The following is a 17,955-nucleotide window of genomic DNA, read 5'->3' as shown; positions in this document are numbered from 1 at the left end:
CAAAACCCGGGGCGGTTCACACGCCCAACATCTACAGCGCTAACGCGCTACAGTGCGGACTATTGTTTTCAACCTCGGCAGCTGCAGGCTGTCGCCCTGATACCGACATGGCCAAACGCCCTCTTCGCCGCCTCCCGCCCATCCATGACACTGCCAACATTGCCCAATCCCGCGAAGCGGGCATGCTGGCGGCGCGCGTGCTGGAAATGCTCACGCCCCATGTGCAGCCCGGTGTCTCTACCGAGCATCTGGACCAGCTGTGCCACGACTTCATCGTGCATGAGTTGAAGTGCATCGCTGCCAATATTGGCTACCACGGCTTTCCCAAGACTGTGTGCACCTCGGTGAACCACGTGGTCTGCCACGGCATTCCCACACCCAAAGAAATTCTCAAAGACGGCGACATCGTCAACGTGGATGTGGCTTTGATCAAAGACGGCTGGTTTGGTGATACCTCGCGCATGTACACCGTGGGCAACGTCGCGCCCAGGGCGCAGAAGCTGATCGACACCACGTACGAGGCCATGGTGGCCGGCATCCGCGCCGTCAAGCCCGGCGCGACGCTGGGCGACATTGGCCACGCCATCCAGACCGTGGCCCAGCGCGATGGCTTTTCCGTGGTGCGTGACTACTGCGGCCATGGCATCGGTCAGACCTACCACGACGAACCCCAGGTGCTGCACTACGGCTACCCCGGTCAAGGCATGAAGCTGCAGGAGGGCATGATTTTTACGATCGAGCCCATGCTCAACGCCGGCAAGCACGACACCAAGGAGCTGGATGACGGCTGGACCGTCATCACCAAGGACAAGTCGCTGTCCGCGCAATGGGAACACATGGTCGTGGTCACCGCCACCGGTTACGACGTGCTGACCGCCTGGCCCGAGGGCTCAGGCCGCTACCCCGCACCATGAGCGCAGAAGGCCTTCCCACCCTGGGCAGCGGCTACGGCTATCTGGGCATTGCCATCGTGGCTGAAGTGCTGGCCACGTCCTTCCTCAAGAGTGCCGAAGGCTTCACCCGGCTGTGGCCCAGCGTGATCGTGGCCGTGGGCTATGGCATTGCCTTTCTGTGCCTGTCACTCACCCTGCGCACCATCCCCACGGGGGTGGCCTACGCCATCTGGTCGGGCGCGGGGATTGTGCTGGTGTCGGCCATCGCCTGGATCTTTCTGGGCCAAAAACTGGATGCACCAGCCCTGATCGGCATGGGACTGATTCTGGCGGGCGTGCTGGTCATCCATCTGTTTTCCAAGACTGCAGGTCACTAAACACTAACGCCTGCCATCCACTCACCAAAAAGCGCTTCCTCGGAAGCGCTTTTTGCATGGTGCCATGCCGGCTTAAAAGCCCTTGAGCTGGCCCCATTCTTCAAACGCTGCACGCGTGGCACGCATGCGGTTGATGGGCGCGGCTTTGTCCTCATAACCCAGCGCAATGCCAAAGGTCACCAAATAGCCTTCAGGCACCGCAATATGCTGCTTCACCACCGCGTCGTAACGGCGCCAGAAACCTTGGGCGCAGGTGGCCAAGCCTTCTTCCGTCGCCCGCAGCATGAACGACTGCAGGTAAATGCCCAAGTCGATCCACTGCACCGGGCCCATGCGCTCTTCGGTGAACATGACGATGCCCACGGGGGCTCCAAAAAAGCTCGCGTTCTTGGCCAACTGCTTCAAGCGCCCGGCCTTGTCTTCGCGCGGCACGCCAATGCTGGCATACAGGTCTTCACCATTGGCAAAGCGGCGCGTGCGGTAGGGCTCCCACAGGTTGGGTGGATAGGACAGGTGCGCGGGGTTTTCTTCACCCGGGGCCTGGGCCACATCTGCCAGCATGGCCTGCAGCGCATCCCCTGTGATCGCTGCAACGCGCCAGGGCTGCATATTGCCCCCCGATGCGGCCAAAGCGGCATCTTGCATCAACTGCTGCACCAGATCCGCTGACGGTACCTGGGAAGTAAAAGCACGCACAGAACGGCGTTCACGCAGGGCTTGGGACACATCCATGGATTGATTCCTCTGTCTCAAAAAGGGGGGATAAAAAAGCAGGAAGGGTGTTCTTGAAGAGCCCCAAGCGTACAAGAGCATTTGCCCACCCTGCGCCACATTGGTGACGCACTTTGGGCAAACTTGGCTGGCATACGGGCAAGAAAAAGCCCCTGACAGTGGGCTTCACTGACGAGGGGCTGCACTTGCAGGTGGACGAATCCACCGCGTGAAGAATCTGCTGGGCTTACTTGCCCAGAATTTGGTCGATCTTGTCTTTTTCAAAATGACCACCGCGCTCGCTTTCGCAGGGCACGCAGTCGGCCTTGAGCTGGGCTGAGAGCTTTTCCACCGCCTGCCACAGCAGCTGCAGTTGCTGCTCATGCGTGGCGGCGCCCTCGGCCAGCCCCTTCATGGCCTGGCTGATGGGGTCGTCTTCGGTCACGCCATAAGCGGTGAAGCCCTTGGCTTGGTCGGCACAGGGCTGGGGCTGGCCTGCTGCAGCGGCCACAGCCGCCGCATTCGCGGCTTCCAGCGACGGCACCATGCCCGCAGCAGCGCTTGCGCTTGGCACCGTTTGGTCACGCAATTCCGTCACATCGGCACTCTCGCCCTTCTTGGACGGAATGATGCGCGCCGGAATGCCCACGGCAGTGGCGCCTGCAGGCACAGGCTTGATGACCACGGCGTTGGAGCCGATCTTGGCCCCATCGCCAACTTCAAAGCCACCCAGCACCTTGGCACCGGCGGACACCACCACGTTCTTGCCCAGCGTAGGGTGGCGCTTGGTGCCTTTGTAGAGCGAAGTACCGCCCAACGTAACGCCGTGGTAGATGGTGCAGCCATCACCCACCACCGCGGTTTCACCAATCACCACGCCCATGCCGTGGTCGATAAAAACGCGCTCGCCAATCGTGGCGCCCGGGTGAATTTCAATGCCCGTGAGCCAGCGACCAATGTGCGAGGTAAAGCGCCCCAGCCATTTGAGGTTGTGCGTCCAGCACCAGTGCGCAGGAATGTGCCACCAGATCGCATGCAGACCGGGGTAACAGGTGATGACCTCCCAGGTGCTGCGCGCCGCAGGGTCGCGGTCAAGAATGCACTGGATGTCAGAACGCAGTCGGGAAAGCATCAATGGGCCGTTACTTGTTACCAAAGGGCTGCACAGTTTAGTGCTTTGGTGGGGTACTTTGCAGCATGGCTTTGGCGACACCGCGCAGGATGTGGATTTCCTCCTGGGTCAGTTGCGCACGGTTAAACATCTGGTTCAGCCGCGGCATCAGTTTTTTGGGCGCTGCAGGGTCTAAGAAACCCAGGTGGGCCAAGGCTTGCTCCCAGTGGCTCAGCATGCCAGCGACTTGCTGCATGTCGGCACGCTCGGGGCGGGGCGCGTGTTCCACAACCGGAAAGCCTCCCAGTGCCTCGCGCCACTCATAAGCAATCACCTGAATGGCGGCGCCCAGGTTCAGCGAGCCAAACTGGGGGTTCGATGGAATGGTCAGCGCCACATTGCAGCGGTAGACGTCTTCATTGGCCATGCCAAAGCGCTCACAGCCAAACATCAGGCCCACGCCAGTCTCACCATGCACGCTCACAGGCATTTCAGAGTTAAGCGTCAAATCAGGATCTAACGCTTGTTCAGCTTGCGCCTTCAGCTCTCCTTTGATGAGTATTTCGAAATGCTGCCGGGGAGTGCGCGTGGGCGGGCCGAAGTCACGCGGCGTCATGGCAGTGGCGCACAGGTGCGACAAGCCTTGCACCGCCTCTTCCACGGTGTCCACAATGCGTGCGTTGTTGAGAACATCCAAAGCACCGCTGGCACGCTGGATGGTTTCTTCTTTGCGCAACACGTTGGCCCAGCGCGGACGCACCAGCACCAACTCGTCAAAGCCCATGGTTTTCATGGCGCGGGCAGCAGCACCCACGTTGCCAGCATGGCTGGTCTCGATCAGGATAAAACGGGTTTTCATTCGAAGATGGGCCCGCATTGCACATGCGAGCAGCAGAAATCGGTCAAGCCGGTTAGAATTTGCGCCCTATTGTCGCTGCCTGCATCGCCGGGCGTGTGCGAACCCGTTCATCATCCGCGTTCAGCGGTGCACCATCCCAGGTTGTGAGAGCTAGAGATTGAAGATTTGGGGGTGGTTCGCTGGTCGCCAACACCACAATTTATGTCGTCTTCCTCCCTGCACCCCATGCTCAACGTGGCCATCAAGGCTGCGCGCGCCGCCGGCGCCATCATCAACCGCGCTGCCTTGGACGTTGAATCGGTCCGCGTGGCCCAAAAGCAAGTCAATGACTTCGTCACCGAAGTAGACCAAGCTGCTGAGCGCATGATCATTGAGACCCTGCTGGGTGCCTACCCTGACCACGGTATCTTGGGCGAGGAAAGCGGCAACGAGTTCGGCAACAAGAACTCGGACTTCGTCTGGATCATCGACCCCCTGGACGGCACCACCAACTTCATCCACGGCTTCCCGGTTTACGCAGTGAGCATTGCCTTGTCCTTCAAGGGCAAGATTGAGCACGCTGTGGTGTATGACCCTTCGCGCAACGACCTGTTCACCGCCACCCGTGGCCGTGGCGCGTTCTTGAACGAGCGCCGCATCCGCGTGAGCAAGCGCACCCAGCTGAAAGACTGCCTGGTCTCCACCGGTTTCCCATTCCGCCCCGGCGACAACTTCCGCGCCTATATGCGCATGTTCAGCGAAATCACCCAGCGCACTGCAGGCGTACGCCGCCCCGGCGCTGCCGCGCTGGACTTGGCCTACGTGGCCGCAGGCTTTACCGATGGTTTCTTTGAAACCGGCCTGTCCATCTGGGACGTGGCAGCCGGCAGCCTGCTGGTGACCGAAGCCGGTGGCTTGGTGGGTAACTTCACGGGCGAAGCCGACTTCTTGGAACAAGCGGAATGCCTGGCCGGTAACCCACGCGCTTACGGCCAGTTGGTCGGCATCTTGGGCAAGTACAGCAAGTTTGCCGGTGTGCAAGACAAGCTGAGTGTCGACGCAGACATCGCTGCCGACAACAAGGACGAAGCATCGGAAGGCAACGACTAAGTCGCACCAACGCCCCTTCAAAAAACAAAACAGCCGCAAGTGCCTAGCGCCTTGCGGCTGTTTTGTTTGCGAGAACCAGCTTCGTCAACAAAATCCTACGGACAACCACTGCGTGCGCCTCTACGATGTCTGCAGACACAGGAGTGCCAGGTGGAATACAAAGACTACTACCAAACGCTCGGCGTCGCGAAAGACGCCAGTGCGGACGCCATCAAAAAAGCTTTTCGCAAGCTTGCGCGCAAATACCATCCGGACATCAGCAAAGAACCCGATGCAGCGGCGCGCATGGCTGAAGTGAACGAAGCCTATGCCGTACTCTCCGACCCGGAAAAGCGCACCGCCTATGACCAGTTGGGCGATGCCAGCCGCTACCAGCAAACCGGCGCGGAGGCGGCGCAAGGTGGATTTCAACCTCCGCCGGACTGGGACAGCCACAATTTTCACTTTCACCACAGCGGCGACGCAGACCACGGCAACTACAGCAGCTTTTTTGAAGAGCTGTTTGGCCGGGCGCAACAACACCGCCGCCGCGGCCCGCCCCCTGATATGCGCGGGCAAGATCAGCATTCCACGATTGAGCTGGAAGTTCCCGACAGCTACCACGGTGGCATGCGCGTGCTGCGCCTGCGTGGCGTGCGTTTGGACGCGCAAGGCCACGCCGTGGAAGAAGAGCGCGAGCTGCAAGTCACTATCCCCAAAGGGGTACATGAAGGGCAGATGATTCGTTTGGCTGGGCAAGGAGCCCCCGGCTACGGCCAAGGAGCGGCCGGAGATCTGCTGCTGGAAGTGCGCTTCAAAGACGACAAACGCTGGCACACGCAAGGCAAAGACGTCTACCAGCAGTTGCCCCTGGCACCGTGGGAAGCAGCACTGGGAGGCGCAGTGGAATTCACCACCTTGGCGGGCACACTGGAGATCAACATCCCGCCCGGCTCACAGGCGGGGCGCAAGCTGCGCGTCAAAGGCAAAGGCTTGCCCAGTCGCACACCGGGCGATTTGTACCTGGTCGTGCAAATCATCGTGCCACCGGTCTTTAACGATGCACAGCGCGCAGCCTACCAAGCGCTCTCCAAAGCCTTTGATGGCCGCAACCCACGCACAGGAGACACCGTATGACCCCCGTCTTCTATACCCCACCAGACGTACTGGATAACCAGGCGCTCAGCCTGGAACAACTGGCACAGGCCTGCCGCATGCAGCCCCAATGGGTGGTGGAGCGCGTCACCACAGGCGTGCTGCACTACGACGATGCCGACCATGCACCCGGGAGCCCGCCCCCCACTTGGCGCTTTAGCACCCACACAGTCATCCGAGCCCGGCGCATTGCAGATCTGGAGCGCACCTTCGACGCTGACCCTCAACTGGCCGCACTGACCGCTGACTTGATGGAGGAAGTGCGGCAGTTACGCCGTCGACTCAAAGGCTGATCGGCAAGCATTTGCCCCGGGCCACACGGCATCCCGGATAATTCCTGGCTGTTTTTGGGGGCCGCTGCATGCGGCCCAGCCACACCAAGGAATTTGATTTGTCTACTACCGACGTTTCCACGCAGAACCAGAACAACGACCGCGTGCAGACCCCCGCCTCGCCTTTTGATGCGCCATTGGAGTCCCACACTCCCATGATGGCAAGGCCTATACCTCAATGAAATTCTATTGACCTACAAAAAGGTTACGCCAAAACTTACGCCAACATTGCAACTTTTCAAAATAATTCAACTCAAAATGCATGACCATGCCTCTTACAAAGCAACACAACATCCAATTCCCTCGCTAAAATCGCTGGTTTTCCAAAGAAGATCATTAACGCCAAGTGCATCCCACTACAATGTGAGTTAGCGCTTAGCGTTTCTTCCTACACAAGGAGTCGGGATGCAAGGGCGAGAAGTTGCTGCGATTGAGGCTGAAGATAAGACTGCTTTAGATTTGCCTCAAGCAGTCGAAATAGCATGGAACGCTGTGTTCCAGACTGCCAACACGGTAATTACTGCACACTCTTCATTTGGATTTGCGCAACTTGAAGCGAAGATCAACCCGAATCTGAATCACCTTTTGATGGGACTAAAGGTTGTTGAATCTGTTCTAGATACCGTTTACGCTTCAGAACTGATTGAATATGACGAAAAACGCCTCATATTGAATGCAAAGCAACAAATTGGATTGATCCAACGTGTTGCCGAAGCTCTAAAAAATGACAACAATGCAGATTACGACTCTGCAATACAAGCGCTGACGAACCAAGCGCAATTTTGATGGTAAACAAAGGAGCCGCTATGCCCAAGACACACCACTTCGATATCTATGCAATGACTTCGCCTAAGACCAAAGAAGATATTCTGGCTTTGCTGAATGAGGCTGTGAACGAACTGGAATTGGTGCAGGCTACGTTTAACGCCCTTCATCAAATCAAAGATACGACAACAGCCTAATCAATTGATCTGTTGCAACAAAAAGCCCGCTATGCGGGCTTTTTTAATTTCGATTTTTATCTCTCAACCGCTTGCAGTTGCGCAACGCCGCAATCAGCTGGATCTCATAGCCTTCACGGCGCTCAATCTCTGCGGCCGCAGCTTGGACATACGCATCCACATCAGCGCCGTCGGGCAGCTGATCGGTGGGCATGACTGGCCGGTCTGGCTCAGGCTCTTGGCAGGCCACGGGGATGGCCACCTTCACCGTTTGAACCTTGGCCACCGGCGGCGCATTGCTGCAGCCAGTCATAACCAGCCCCGCCGCTAGCGCAGCGGAGATAAGGGGTAAGGAGCCCCAACGCATCAGCCACCACCTTTCTGGCCACGGGCGGCCAAAATGTTTTGCACACGTTTTTGCGCACTGGCACAGGCGTCACCAGGCACGGCTGCAGGTGTGCTCAAAATCTTGTCTGCCTTGCCAAAATGCACGCCAGCCTGCTGCTTGGCTGCATTGCGTGAGCCTTCCAGCTGGCTGGCCATGACGGCGGCCGACACGCTCAGTGCCTCGACCGATTCGCTGCACGCATTGGCTGCCAGGCTGGCGGCTTCGGTCGCTCCCTGCTGATGCCGCAGATCCGTGCGGGCCTCGACCAAGGCATCACGCTGCTGCAGGTAGGCGTAGCCACCGGCGATGTGGCCCACCACGCTGACTGCCAAGGCCAGGCCCAGCCCGGCTGCAAGTTTGTTGGTCATACTCATACGCGCTGCACCCCCAGCTGCGCGCCCTTGCCCACCACGATGGTGATGACGCGGTTTGACCGCTTCTCTGGGACTCTGGCAGACAAGTGCACCCAATGCGTGCTGCCACTGACTTCATAGATGATCTGGCCAATACCCAGCGCATCGATGTGCGGCGCAAGCGCCTTGGCCACGTCATACGGCGTGCCGAACTTGGGCGCGATTACATCAGCAGCCAAGCCCTGCAAGTGGTCAGAGCTGGTAGCCCCGCCCACGGCCTTATTCAGTACTGGGCCACGGTAGCCGCTGGTGATGATGATGGGTACGCCCAGGTGGGCACGCACACGCTCAAGGATCTCGGCTGTGCGCTTGAGGTTTTCCAGCGCCTTGCCCGTGGGCGTGTTGTCCAGGCGCAGCTGCGCTGCCTTGGCAGATCGGGTGAACTCTGCCAAAGCAAAATGTGGTGTCAATTGCATATCAACCCTCTTTAAAACGGGTGCGAACGATCAACGTGGTAAAGCCGCCAAACATGGCCAGCTCTCGCAAGGTGGGTGGTGCCTGACCAAAGAACGGCCCGACCAGCGCGCCAGCCCCGGCCCAGGCCAGCAGCAACCAGGCAATGGCCTTGAGCCAGGCCAGCAGGCGCTGGTGGGGCGTGATGCCATGGGCACACGGGCACGTGCGCTCCAACTTATTCAGGGCCTCAGCTAGGACGACGACCCCAAGGACAAATAGCAGTGCGGACATGGATCAGCCCTCCTGCGGTTCAGACCAATAACGGCGCAGCCAGGCCACCAGCACGCGCTGCGCGCCAGCACCGACCAGGAACGCCATGGAAAGCAGCCCCGGCTGGGGCACATTCGCCACCAGCAACGCCAAGGGTGTGAGGTAGCCAGCCGTGATCGAGCTGGCCCAGGCAACGGCCAGGCGGCGCACCGAGGTACGCACCAGCTGCTGCGTGGTATCTGTGCCACCAGGCACCGTGTTGAGCAAGATGATGGCGACCAGCGAGCCGAAAAAGCCCGCCAGCAGCACATCAGCATGCAGCCCCAGCGGCACGCCAAAGGCGGTAATTGCTGAAGCAGAAACGGCGGCCCCTCCCAAAGTAGCCGCCGCACTTGTTGTTGGCTCCATGCTCATCTTTCAGTAGACGTAAAAAAACCCGCCGAAGCGGGTTGTGGTTCTTGCGTTCTGCATCAGACAGGCGCTGATTGTTCCCAGCCCTGCAGGTGGTCATAGCCCAGCAGCGCTTCGCGCGCGTCTTCGCCCTCCTGCAGCAGCATCGCAATGCAGTCCTCATGCCACTGGCGCACGCCGGTGAGAAAGCCAGATACCGTGCGGTAGCCTTCGTCCTTGGCAACGATGCGCGCTGCCAGCTCCATGCGATCCAGCCCACGCTGGTGCGCGCACTGGTCGATCCACGGGGTCTTAACTTCCTCTGGAATAGGCACCACATCGGCACACGAAAGCAGCAGGTTTGCCTCTTGGAGCTGCACCGGCCAGCTTTCGCGCTCATGCAGCGGGTAGGCCTCGGCAATCGCGCCCATACGGCGGCTGTACTCCGCATTCACGGCGGCCATTGCGGCGGCTGCCAAGTCTTGCAGCGTTTTAACAGGGTTGACGTGGGCCTCGCGTTCACTCTCCGAAAGCTCGCGCCACCCCATGGCCTGCATCTGCTGCACCTCCGTATCGCTTAGTGGCTCGTTAATCCCGCCGTGGGAATCTTTAAAAAAACGGCGCATCAGGACACCTCGCTAAAAGTCACGGAAGTTGTGTTGGTGGATAGGAATTTGTACACCTCTCCGGGGAGAATGATTGCGCGCGCGGTTAGGTTTGTAACGGTTGTGTAATAGATGCTCACGCACACAGCTTCTTGGGTAAAGGTTGCCCCGCCGTCACGACTGACCATGACTACTACGTCTGCGTTTGCCGCTACAGATGCCGCAGAGATGCGTACTTCTTTTGATTGCTTCGCATCTACGGGGTACGCGTAGTTCGTATTGAGCGACCGCGTTACGGTTTTGCGTACCTGCCCATCCCCCAGCGCTTTGTGACGTCCCTCCAGCGTCGCCACGCGCGCATCCATCATGTCCATGCGCGCATTCAGCGCTGGCGCATCCAGCAGGCCGGTATTCGCTACACGCCCGTACATGCGGATCATCCAGATGCCGTACCAAGTACGGGGCTTCGTTTCTGTCGCCAACCCAGATTCAGCGCTGCCGTCGAAGGTAGTAACAAATTTGTCGTTGGAGACAGTGACAGCGCTGAAGGACGTGCCACCACCAGCACCTGTTAGTGTTACGGTCTTGGCATTTACCGGGTAGTTAGAGTCAGGGATGTTGGTCGTGAGGCCGACCGCGTGTTTGTGCGCCTTGATGCTATCTGCCACGGCTGTACCTAGCAGCGGGCCAGCAGGGTTAGAGCCCACACCGTAGAACGCACCCACGTTGCCCGGCTGCACGCCGTTCTTGTCTGGTGGGCGCATCCAGCTCACACCATCACCCAAGCTCCAGTGCGTTACGCGCTTGTAGGGGTCTGCTTGCCACTCTGCCTCGGTGCAGGTGAACTGCGTGGCCACCACGTCAGCGCGCATGTCCGGATACATCAAATCAAGTATCTGCTGCCCGCTCGATTGGGTGTCACCCTCTGGCATGGCATCGCCGCGACCGCCCCACACGTAAGGGGTGAAGCGGGGCATTCCCCCAGCTTCACTGATCATTTTCAAAATAGCGGCTGCCACCTGCCCACTGTCTAACTCGTCAGGCTCTATGTCTGCCTGTTGAAGCACATTCAGCAACTCTTTTGTAACCGCATTACCCCACGCCGCCGGAATCAACGACCCCTGACGACCAGTGCTGGCGTCTTCGTCTACAAACTCTCCGCCCACCAAGCCAACGCCTGGAACGCTTTTTGGGAAGTCCATACAAGAACCCTTTAATCAAAGTCCACAAACTCCAGCGTGTGCGCAGGCGCTGCACGCCGAATCACACACACCAGCGCGTTACTGGGGTTGCTGCCAAAGCGCTCACCCCAGACGCTCAAACCAAAGCGCGCACCACCAGCCAACCGCTCACCAGCGTGCAAGACCCACATAAACTGGGCGGCCCAAGAACCAAAGTGATCGTGCCCAAAGCGGCTGCGGCCAAATCGAGGGGCGCGCAGCTCTTGCACACTGGCGTTGCGATACCCCATGCGCGCTGCCAGTTGCACGTAGTACGCAGGGGTCTGCCCACCCTGCTCAACCAAGCGCATGCGCACCATGGCTTTGCGCTCTGCCACCGTGCCGGTGGGGCCAAGGCAGATGTCAGGCAGGTTGAGGGTTTGCTCCCAGTCGGTCAGTGCCTCATGGAAGGTGGCCAAGAAAGCCTCACGCATCAGCTGTGCGCTGCGCACATCGATGCGGCCAAACTCTTGGGCGATCGCCCCCAGCAAAGCATGCAGCTGGGGCTGCAGCTCAACCTCCCAAGCAGGGCCAGGGGGCAGCAAAGCAGTGAGCTGCTGCGCGTAGTCAGTGGCGGTGCGCGCTACATCCATGTCACCCCCCCATACACCAGCAGCTGGTGTGGCTGCGGCACTACGTCTGCGGCTGGGCTGACAATCTCATGGTCTTGCTCACCCCGTGAGCCGCTGATGGCTTCGCCAATATGGGTATGCAGCAAACGCCCTCCCAGCTCGCTATTGCGCGCATGCAAAGCCTGCAGCGATTGCTCTACCGCTGCACGTACTGCCGGGGTGTCTGGCGTTACACGCAACGTGTACGGCACAGGCACCAGCTCAGGCGTCAGCAGATGCAGCTCCGCAGTTACAGGGCGCTTGGGCTCCATGCCCGCCTTCACGTCAGCGAGCTGCACCGAGCTCAAAGTGATAGGTTCTGCCGCATCGTTGACCACAAACACCCCCACGGTGCCCGGCCCCACCCAGTTGCGCTTGACCCATGCACGCGTCACGCCTGCCTGTTCTTTGGCCCAGACCACGTAGTCATCAGCATTGCCGCCGTGAGGCACGCGCTCAAATGCCTCCACCACGCGTGCGCGCCATTCTTCGATTGGCTCCAGCTCCGTGCCACCGTGAAGGCCATCGGCATCAACCGTGGCCACACTCTCCACCCCCAGCACGGGACTGATGAATTGCAGCTTTGCACCAGCAGGTTGATTGCCTGAGATGCCCGCGTCTACCGCTTGCACGCCCACAGCGGCTGCACCTGAGGCCAGCACTGCGCCTTGCACCACGTCGTACAGCACACCAGCACGCTCCAGGCGGTCGCCCACATTCACCTCGGCACTGACGTTGCCCACCACAGCCACAAAGCCAGTGGCACGGTTGGCTTCTTTTCTGGGCACATTCCGGTCAGCAGCATGCTTGGCCAGGTGCTCCTCATCGCACGTGTCTGGCCGGTGCTGGGCAAACTGCCACGCCAGGTACTGGTACAGCCCATACACCGTGGCAGCGTGGGTGCGGGCCAGCACTGCGGCATCGCTGCGGCGCATGGCGTTGCTGCCTTCCAGGTCTGCACTGGTGCGGGCAATCAGCTCAGGCAAGCTAGGGGTTTCAAATGCCATGTTTCACCTGCAGCAAGTCGTCAATGTTTAGGGTTACCGGATCGCCGTCAGGGCGCTCCAGCACAATGTGTGCGGCCAAGTGGGTGGCCTGCGGGCGGGTGATGGTGACCGTCACTTGTGTCACATGCCCGTCATCCACCAACCACTGCAGCGCCTCTTGGCAAAACCGCTGCGCATCGCGCTGGGTTTGCGGCGTGATGGTGCGGCGGCGCAGCAGCCAAAGCTTGCTGCCAATGCGGTCACTCACCTCGCTGGGGTAGCTGTCGCCCCACCAGCCCTGCCGATCTGCACCGTCTACCTGATCGCCGGGGTCTGCCCGCCGCCAGGTAAACAGGCTGATGTGCACGGCACGCTCCAGCACACCGGCCGCATCAGCGCCAGTGAGGGGTAGTACTTGCATGGCTACATTCCTTGGTTGGGCTTGCCGGTCGTGCCACCGCTGTCGCCGGGGTGGTCGTGGTTGTCGTAGACCTGCCGCATGGCAGCCATGCTGCTGCCGCCGCTGTCAACCTTGTCGGTGATGTCGTGCGTGCACTCGATGGGGCATTCCACACGCAGCTTTGCTGCATCCGTCATCACAATGGGCTTGCCCGCTCCTTTGATCACAATGCCTGCACGCGTGAGGTGCACGCACTGGCCTTGGTCATCGTGGATGGCCATCTCACCAGTCTTTAGCCCCTGCAGGCGGTAGCGCCGGTCTGCCAGCACAACCACCACGCCATGGCTTCGATCGCCACCGGGGAACACCGCCACCCCCTCCGCTCCTGGCTTGGGGTGGCTGGTAAAGCCGTAGGGCTCCAGATGCTCCACAGCATCTTTCACCTCCCCGGCCAGCATGCGGATCTGCAAGGTCTGCAGCTTGCCAGCCGCGCTGGCCAAGGCCAAAGTGCAACGGCTGACTACGTTCTTTAAAGACATGGCTACAAATCCTTATCCCAGTCAGCAGGCACCAAATATTCAAAGTTGTCCGCCTTGCCGCCCTTTTTGAGCTTGCGCGCCTTGTGTGGGTCTTGCGGCTCGGGCAACACAGCTTCGGGCGGTGCCACACTCAAGGTGGCAATGGTGCCGTTCTCATCCAGCGAGTAGGTCACCTCAGTAATCAGCATGTCCCGCTCAAAACCAATGACCGGGTCTTTCACCGGCACGATCAGGTTGGGAACCCACAGCGCACCGTTGCTTTGTCGCCAGCCCTGCACTTTGTAGGTGGCGGCCAACGCCTTGCCCATGCGGCTGCCACGCTCCCAGTTCACCCGCTCACGTGCCAGTTGACTGGTGAGCTGGCCCTGCTGCTGAATGAGCAGCGGGCGGTAGCGCGTGGCACGCGGATCTGTGACGCTGGCGGCAACCTCATTGGTGGCCTCGGAAAAGCTTTCGTCCGTGCCGCTTTTTTGCCCCACCACGCGGTACTGGCTCATGACTTGCGAGAAGTCCAGCGACGCGCTGCCATCCAGCACGTTCTGGCCCACCGCCAGCGCATCCACCGCACGGCCTGCACTGCCGGGCTGCACAATCACCACGCGGCCATGACCATCGTCGGTAGACAGCAGGCGCGACAGGGTGAGCAGCCTGTCCACGCTTTCAAACGCGGTCTCGCCCGGCTCTATGCTGTGGTCAACCAGCGCAGCCGTTTCAGGCACCTGGCTGAGCACTTGCAAGCCAAACGGCTTTGCCAGCGCCTGCACCACCTTTTGCACACTTTGCTGCCGCCACTGGCCCGGCTGGTTGATTGCGCTGCAGTCCACCATGTCTGCCGTCAGGCTGCGGCCAGCCACAGAGCGTGTGATGGCATCTGGCGTGTGGCTGATGGGCGTGGCAAACACCCAGCCCGTTAGCACCAGATCGCGCCCAATGAACACCTGAGCGCGCTCCCCCTGCTGGATGGGCAGGGGCTGGTCTTGCCCCCACTGCCACGCTACGGACAGGCTGAAGTCACGCGACTGGCGCTCAATGCCAGCGGTGATGCTGACACTCTTCCAGCCCGAGTAATCCATACCTTGCACCCGAAGGCTCACTCTGTGATCGTCGGAGATGGGCATGAAAGTCCTTTATCTAACGTCGTGCAACCTGCAGCGGCTGCGGAGAAACAAAACCGGGGTGCGGCACTTGATTGCGCTGCACAATTTCTGCAGCCCGTGTGGCGTCACCCCACTGCCGGTAAGCCAGCACCAGTGCAGGCTGCACCGCAGGCGGGGTGACAGTAATCAGCGGCACGGCACTAGATGCCACTGCCGCCAAATGCCTGCGCGCTTTGGTGCGGGCATCTTGCAAAGCGTTCAGCATGGCCATGGGCGGGCGGCCGCCGCCACCTTGCAGGGCTTCCCACAAGGCGGCTTCCAGTGCGGCACGGGCGGCCAGCACATCGGCCTGGTACAGCACCTCGGTGCGTTGCACCGGCTGGCTGGCCTGCTGCCATATGGATGGCGTAGCGGGCATAAGGGGTACTTGCACATCCGGCGGCAGCTGCGCTGCAGCCTCCAGTGCAATCGAGAGCTGGGCATGGCGCACCAGTTCATTCACAGCTATGACAGTGGCCACCGTATCTTTGCCGCCCGCAGGGTTGACTGAGCCCATAGCACTGGTGCCACGTAACGCGCCGCGCAGGTTGCTCAGCGCAGCTTGCGGATCAATACCCTGCAAGCTGCTGCGCACACTGCCAACACCACCGCGCAGGGCCTGTACAAAGCTGGCTGGTGCGTTGAGCACCATGTTGACCAGGTCTGCCGCGCTGGCCACCGTACGAGTGACGGTGCCAATGGTGCCGGTTACCAGCCCATAGGCTGCCTGCACGCTACCGGTCGCCGTGGCGATGTTGACGCGGGCTGCATCTACAGCGGACATGGCATCTGCAAACCAGTGGCCGCCCTCATCAAGCACGCTACCAGCTGAATCGCTGAGCTGGGCATCAGTAGCGGGAGTGGCAACGGGGTAGCCCTTGTCACCACTTTCCACAAACTCCAGACTGACCCAAACCACACCACCGTCTTCACGGCTGTTGTCCACACTGCCCGGCATGGCCGTGGCCTGCATGGCACCCCAGGTGGGCAGCACCAGCTCACCCGTGGCACCTTCGTCGACAGCGGCCAAAAAAGCATCACGCTTGTCCAGGCAATCATCGCCCCCAAAAAAGGCGTTGACCGAGAAGCGCCGCGTAACCCGCCCTAAGTCTTCGCAAAAAGGCTTGTCACGCTGCACGAACTCATGCACTTGGATTCGGCGACCAAAGGTAGAGCTATCACTCAGCACCTCAAACGGCACGCCTTTAAAGCTGGCAGGCTGCAGCTGCTTGCGCCAATCAGACATTCACGCTCTCCTAATAAGGCAGGGACAAGCTGCGTGTACCCACGGGGGCGTTGATGTCCAAGCCTGGCTGGTTGGTGCGGGCAGACTGCACCCGCATGCCGGGTGGTGCGTTTTCAAAGCGAAACACCACCTCACCCTCCAGGTTTTGCTTTTGGGCAGCAGCGGCGGCAGACAAGGGAGAAGTGGCTGGCTTGATGGGGCTGGTGGCTGCAGTTGGTGATTGCCCCGCGTTGTAGCTATTGACAGCATCCACCGCATTGCCACGCACCCAATTAGCAGCCTCACCAATCCATCCAACATAAGGCTTGATGCGCTCCCACATCTTGGAGAACCAAGCAACGATCGGCTCCCAGTTCTTAACCACCAAAGCTAGTGGCGACCAAGAGAACACCTCTTTAAGAACAATCCAGCCCAACTCAAACATAGGCTGAACAAAATTCCAGAAACCCTCAAAGAATGGCCCGACCGAGCTCCAGTTGGCAATCAACAAGCCAGCACCCAGGGCAATGCCTCGCACAATCAGGCCGACGGGCGACATGGCTGTTACAGCGCTCAACAGCTTCATGCCAACAACCCCACCCATGACCGCCAAGCGTAAGGCTGTAAACCCTACAGCTGCACCCAACACACCCTTGACGACACCCGGATTCGCCGCTGCGAACTGCGACATTCCTTTGACGATTGGCCCAACCGCTGCCAAAAAACCATTGATTGGCGGCAAAAGAATTTCACCCACGCTAAGCCCAAGATCCACGATCTTGGCGTTAAACATTTTGAGTGCATTCTCCGTAGTAGCAAGCCGCGTCTCATACTCCTTTTGCATGGAGCCGGTGTACTTACTGGCGTCCCCCACCTTCTCAAAGTTATCTTTGAGCAAGTCCAACTTGGTCAACATCGGCGCAATCGCAGAGATACTTTCCTTGCCAAACAACTGCGTCAATACTGCTGTTTGTTGACTTTTGTCCACCTTGCTGATGGCCGTCATCACTTTCAAGATGGTGCCTTGCGCATCTTGCTGCATGCCCTTGGCCACTTGCTTTGAATCCAGACGCAGCGCCTTGAGCGTGTCACTTTGCGCCTTGGTGGCCGCGCTGCCGGCAGTCAACGCCAGCATGAAGTTTTTCATGCCAGTGGCAGCAACCTCCTCCTGCACACCAACGCCAGCCAGCGTCGCCCCCATTGCGGCAATCTGTCCTGTGTTCAAGCCAGCCACACCACCCAGCGCGCCAATTGCCGTGACGATGCCGGAGATTTGCTTGGTATTGGCTGGGCCTGTGTTGCCCAGGTGATTGATCTTGTCTGCCAGTTCAACAACGCCTTGCTGCCCCATGTCAAAGGCAGTGCGCCAGGTGGCCATCATGCCGCCAGCGATATCAGCGGTCTGGTCAAACGCCACACTCATTTTGATGGCGTCTTCTGCAAAGCCCTGCAGCTCTGCACGAGCGATACCGGACTGGCCACCTGCAGCAATGATCTGCGCAATGCCATCTGCCGCCATAGGCATGCGCGTGGACATTTCCCGAATATCCAAACCCATTTGCTTGAATTGCTCAGGCGTTTCAAAGTCCACCACCTTGCGCACATCAGCCATCTTGGATTCAAAGCTGATGGCAGCCTTAGCACCAGCAATGAACGGCATCGCAAAGGCACCGCCACCAGCGATATCACCCATGCTGATCTTGCCCAGCCCGCTGGATTCGAGCTGCTTGCGCAACTTGCCAGCGTTCTGACCCACGCCCTTCAGCATGGGGCTGAGTTTGTCCACCCCAGTGATCAGGGCCTTGAGCTGAAATTTATCTGCCATGGGGTCTACCCTCTCACTTCGGTGGCCAAATACGGTGGGCCTGCGCTAACAATTCAGAAAATTCATCCAGCGGATGCGCCATGACCTGTGGCGGTGGCATGCGC

The 17,955-nt window shown here is 59.7% G+C and carries 24 protein-coding genes; 7 read left to right on the top strand and 17 right to left on the bottom strand.

Annotated features, from left to right (window positions below; translation table 11 throughout):
- Positions 1-107 precede the first annotated feature (107 nt).
- Together map and B3R00_RS06715 are read left to right on the top strand one after the other, a co-directional pair.
- Positions 108-914, top strand: coding sequence for a type I methionyl aminopeptidase (map, locus tag B3R00_RS06720; protein WP_286998226.1), 807 nt, complete (start codon positions 108-110; stop codon positions 912-914).
- A complete protein-coding gene (locus B3R00_RS06715) occupies positions 911-1,270 on the top strand; it encodes an SMR family transporter (protein WP_286998211.1) in 360 nt (119 codons plus the stop codon). Before map ends, B3R00_RS06715 begins: the two co-directional genes overlap by 4 nt.
- Before the next feature lie 72 nt (positions 1,271-1,342).
- On the opposite strand, the gene B3R00_RS06710 is transcribed toward B3R00_RS06715, so the two are convergent.
- The 3 genes from B3R00_RS06710 to B3R00_RS06700 form a co-directional block, all read right to left on the bottom strand.
- Positions 1,343-2,002, bottom strand: a complete 660-nt coding sequence (locus B3R00_RS06710) for a nitroreductase (protein WP_286998210.1) — start codon at positions 2,000-2,002, stop codon at positions 1,343-1,345.
- 226 nt (positions 2,003-2,228) lie between these two features.
- Positions 2,229-3,113, bottom strand: a complete 885-nt coding sequence (gene cysE / locus B3R00_RS06705; protein WP_286998209.1) for a serine O-acetyltransferase — start codon at positions 3,111-3,113, stop codon at positions 2,229-2,231.
- Positions 3,114-3,150: 37 nt separating this feature from the next.
- Entirely contained in the window at positions 3,151-3,951 is an 801-nt protein-coding gene (locus tag B3R00_RS06700) for an RNA methyltransferase (protein ID WP_286998208.1), read from the bottom strand.
- A 201-nt stretch (positions 3,952-4,152) separates the two neighbouring features.
- Between B3R00_RS06700 and B3R00_RS06695 the strand changes: the two genes are divergently transcribed.
- The 5 genes from B3R00_RS06695 (at position 4,153) to B3R00_RS06675 (ending at position 7,468) form a co-directional block, all read left to right on the top strand.
- A complete protein-coding gene (locus tag B3R00_RS06695; protein ID WP_286998206.1) occupies positions 4,153-5,040 on the top strand; it encodes an inositol monophosphatase family protein in 888 nt (295 codons plus the stop codon).
- Between the two features lie 150 nt (positions 5,041-5,190).
- Positions 5,191-6,156, top strand: a complete 966-nt coding sequence (locus B3R00_RS06690; protein ID WP_286998205.1) for a J domain-containing protein — start codon at positions 5,191-5,193, stop codon at positions 6,154-6,156.
- Positions 6,153-6,467 carry a chaperone modulator CbpM gene (locus B3R00_RS06685; protein WP_286998204.1) on the top strand — a complete coding sequence of 105 codons (315 nt, stop codon included), beginning with the start codon at positions 6,153-6,155 and terminating at the stop codon, positions 6,465-6,467. The genes B3R00_RS06690 and B3R00_RS06685 overlap by 4 nt, the downstream gene beginning before the upstream one ends.
- 444 nt (positions 6,468-6,911) lie before the next feature.
- Entirely contained in the window at positions 6,912-7,292 is a 381-nt protein-coding gene (locus B3R00_RS06680; RefSeq protein WP_174862676.1) for a hypothetical protein, read from the top strand.
- 20 nt (positions 7,293-7,312) lie between these two features.
- The gene (locus tag B3R00_RS06675; RefSeq protein WP_174862677.1) at positions 7,313-7,468 is read left to right on the top strand and encodes a hypothetical protein; all 156 of its coding nucleotides are present in this window, start codon (positions 7,313-7,315) and stop codon (positions 7,466-7,468) included.
- Positions 7,469-7,511: 43 nt separating this feature from the next.
- On the opposite strand, the gene B3R00_RS06670 is transcribed toward B3R00_RS06675, so the two are convergent.
- From B3R00_RS06670 to B3R00_RS06605, 14 genes are all read right to left on the bottom strand, one after another.
- A complete protein-coding gene (locus B3R00_RS06670; RefSeq protein ID WP_286998203.1) occupies positions 7,512-7,814 on the bottom strand; it encodes a hypothetical protein in 303 nt (100 codons plus the stop codon).
- Positions 7,814-8,209 carry a hypothetical protein gene (locus B3R00_RS06665; RefSeq protein WP_286998202.1) on the bottom strand — a complete coding sequence of 132 codons (396 nt, stop codon included), beginning with the start codon at positions 8,207-8,209 and terminating at the stop codon, positions 7,814-7,816. Before B3R00_RS06665 ends, B3R00_RS06670 begins: the two co-directional genes overlap by 1 nt.
- Positions 8,206-8,664, bottom strand: a complete 459-nt coding sequence (locus B3R00_RS06660; protein ID WP_174862680.1) for a D-Ala-D-Ala carboxypeptidase family metallohydrolase — start codon at positions 8,662-8,664, stop codon at positions 8,206-8,208. The genes B3R00_RS06665 and B3R00_RS06660 overlap by 4 nt, the downstream gene beginning before the upstream one ends.
- A gap of 1 nt (position 8,665) precedes the next feature.
- A complete protein-coding gene (locus tag B3R00_RS06655) occupies positions 8,666-8,935 on the bottom strand; it encodes a hypothetical protein (protein WP_279843426.1) in 270 nt (89 codons plus the stop codon).
- Between the two features lie 3 nt (positions 8,936-8,938).
- A complete protein-coding gene (locus B3R00_RS06650) occupies positions 8,939-9,322 on the bottom strand; it encodes a hypothetical protein (RefSeq protein WP_286998200.1) in 384 nt (127 codons plus the stop codon).
- A 62-nt stretch (positions 9,323-9,384) separates the two neighbouring features.
- Positions 9,385-9,930, bottom strand: coding sequence for a hypothetical protein (locus tag B3R00_RS06645; RefSeq protein WP_286998199.1), 546 nt, complete (start codon positions 9,928-9,930; stop codon positions 9,385-9,387).
- Complete coding sequence (locus B3R00_RS06640) at positions 9,930-11,111, bottom strand: hypothetical protein (protein ID WP_286998198.1); 1,182 nt, start codon at positions 11,109-11,111, stop codon at positions 9,930-9,932. Before B3R00_RS06640 ends, B3R00_RS06645 begins: the two co-directional genes overlap by 1 nt.
- Before the next feature lie 11 nt (positions 11,112-11,122).
- The gene (locus B3R00_RS06635; protein ID WP_286998197.1) at positions 11,123-11,722 is read right to left on the bottom strand and encodes a YmfQ family protein; all 600 of its coding nucleotides are present in this window, start codon (positions 11,720-11,722) and stop codon (positions 11,123-11,125) included.
- Entirely contained in the window at positions 11,713-12,747 is a 1,035-nt protein-coding gene (locus tag B3R00_RS06630) for a baseplate J/gp47 family protein (protein WP_286998196.1), read from the bottom strand. Before B3R00_RS06630 ends, B3R00_RS06635 begins: the two co-directional genes overlap by 10 nt.
- Positions 12,737-13,147: a phage GP46 family protein gene (locus B3R00_RS06625; RefSeq protein ID WP_286998195.1), complete on the bottom strand. Its 411-nt coding sequence runs from the start codon at positions 13,145-13,147 to the stop codon at positions 12,737-12,739. The genes B3R00_RS06630 and B3R00_RS06625 overlap by 11 nt, the downstream gene beginning before the upstream one ends.
- Before the next feature lie 2 nt (positions 13,148-13,149).
- The gene (locus B3R00_RS06620; protein WP_286998194.1) at positions 13,150-13,665 is read right to left on the bottom strand and encodes a phage baseplate assembly protein V; all 516 of its coding nucleotides are present in this window, start codon (positions 13,663-13,665) and stop codon (positions 13,150-13,152) included.
- Positions 13,666-13,667: 2 nt separating this feature from the next.
- Entirely contained in the window at positions 13,668-14,783 is a 1,116-nt protein-coding gene (locus tag B3R00_RS06615; protein WP_286998193.1) for a phage baseplate assembly protein, read from the bottom strand.
- A gap of 13 nt (positions 14,784-14,796) precedes the next feature.
- Positions 14,797-16,047: a DNA circularization protein gene (locus B3R00_RS06610; RefSeq protein ID WP_286998192.1), complete on the bottom strand. Its 1,251-nt coding sequence runs from the start codon at positions 16,045-16,047 to the stop codon at positions 14,797-14,799.
- A gap of 10 nt (positions 16,048-16,057) precedes the next feature.
- Positions 16,058-17,851, bottom strand: coding sequence for a phage tail tape measure protein (locus B3R00_RS06605; RefSeq protein WP_286998190.1), 1,794 nt, complete (start codon positions 17,849-17,851; stop codon positions 16,058-16,060).
- Between the last annotated feature and the right edge of the window lie 104 nt (positions 17,852-17,955).

The organism is Comamonas sp. UBA7840, assembly GCF_002501455.1.
Classification (GTDB): domain Bacteria; phylum Pseudomonadota; class Gammaproteobacteria; order Burkholderiales; family Burkholderiaceae_C; genus Comamonas; species Comamonas jiangduensis.
The sequence above is the reverse complement of the archived record's forward strand: the minus strand, read 5'-3'. Positions and strand labels throughout refer to the sequence as shown.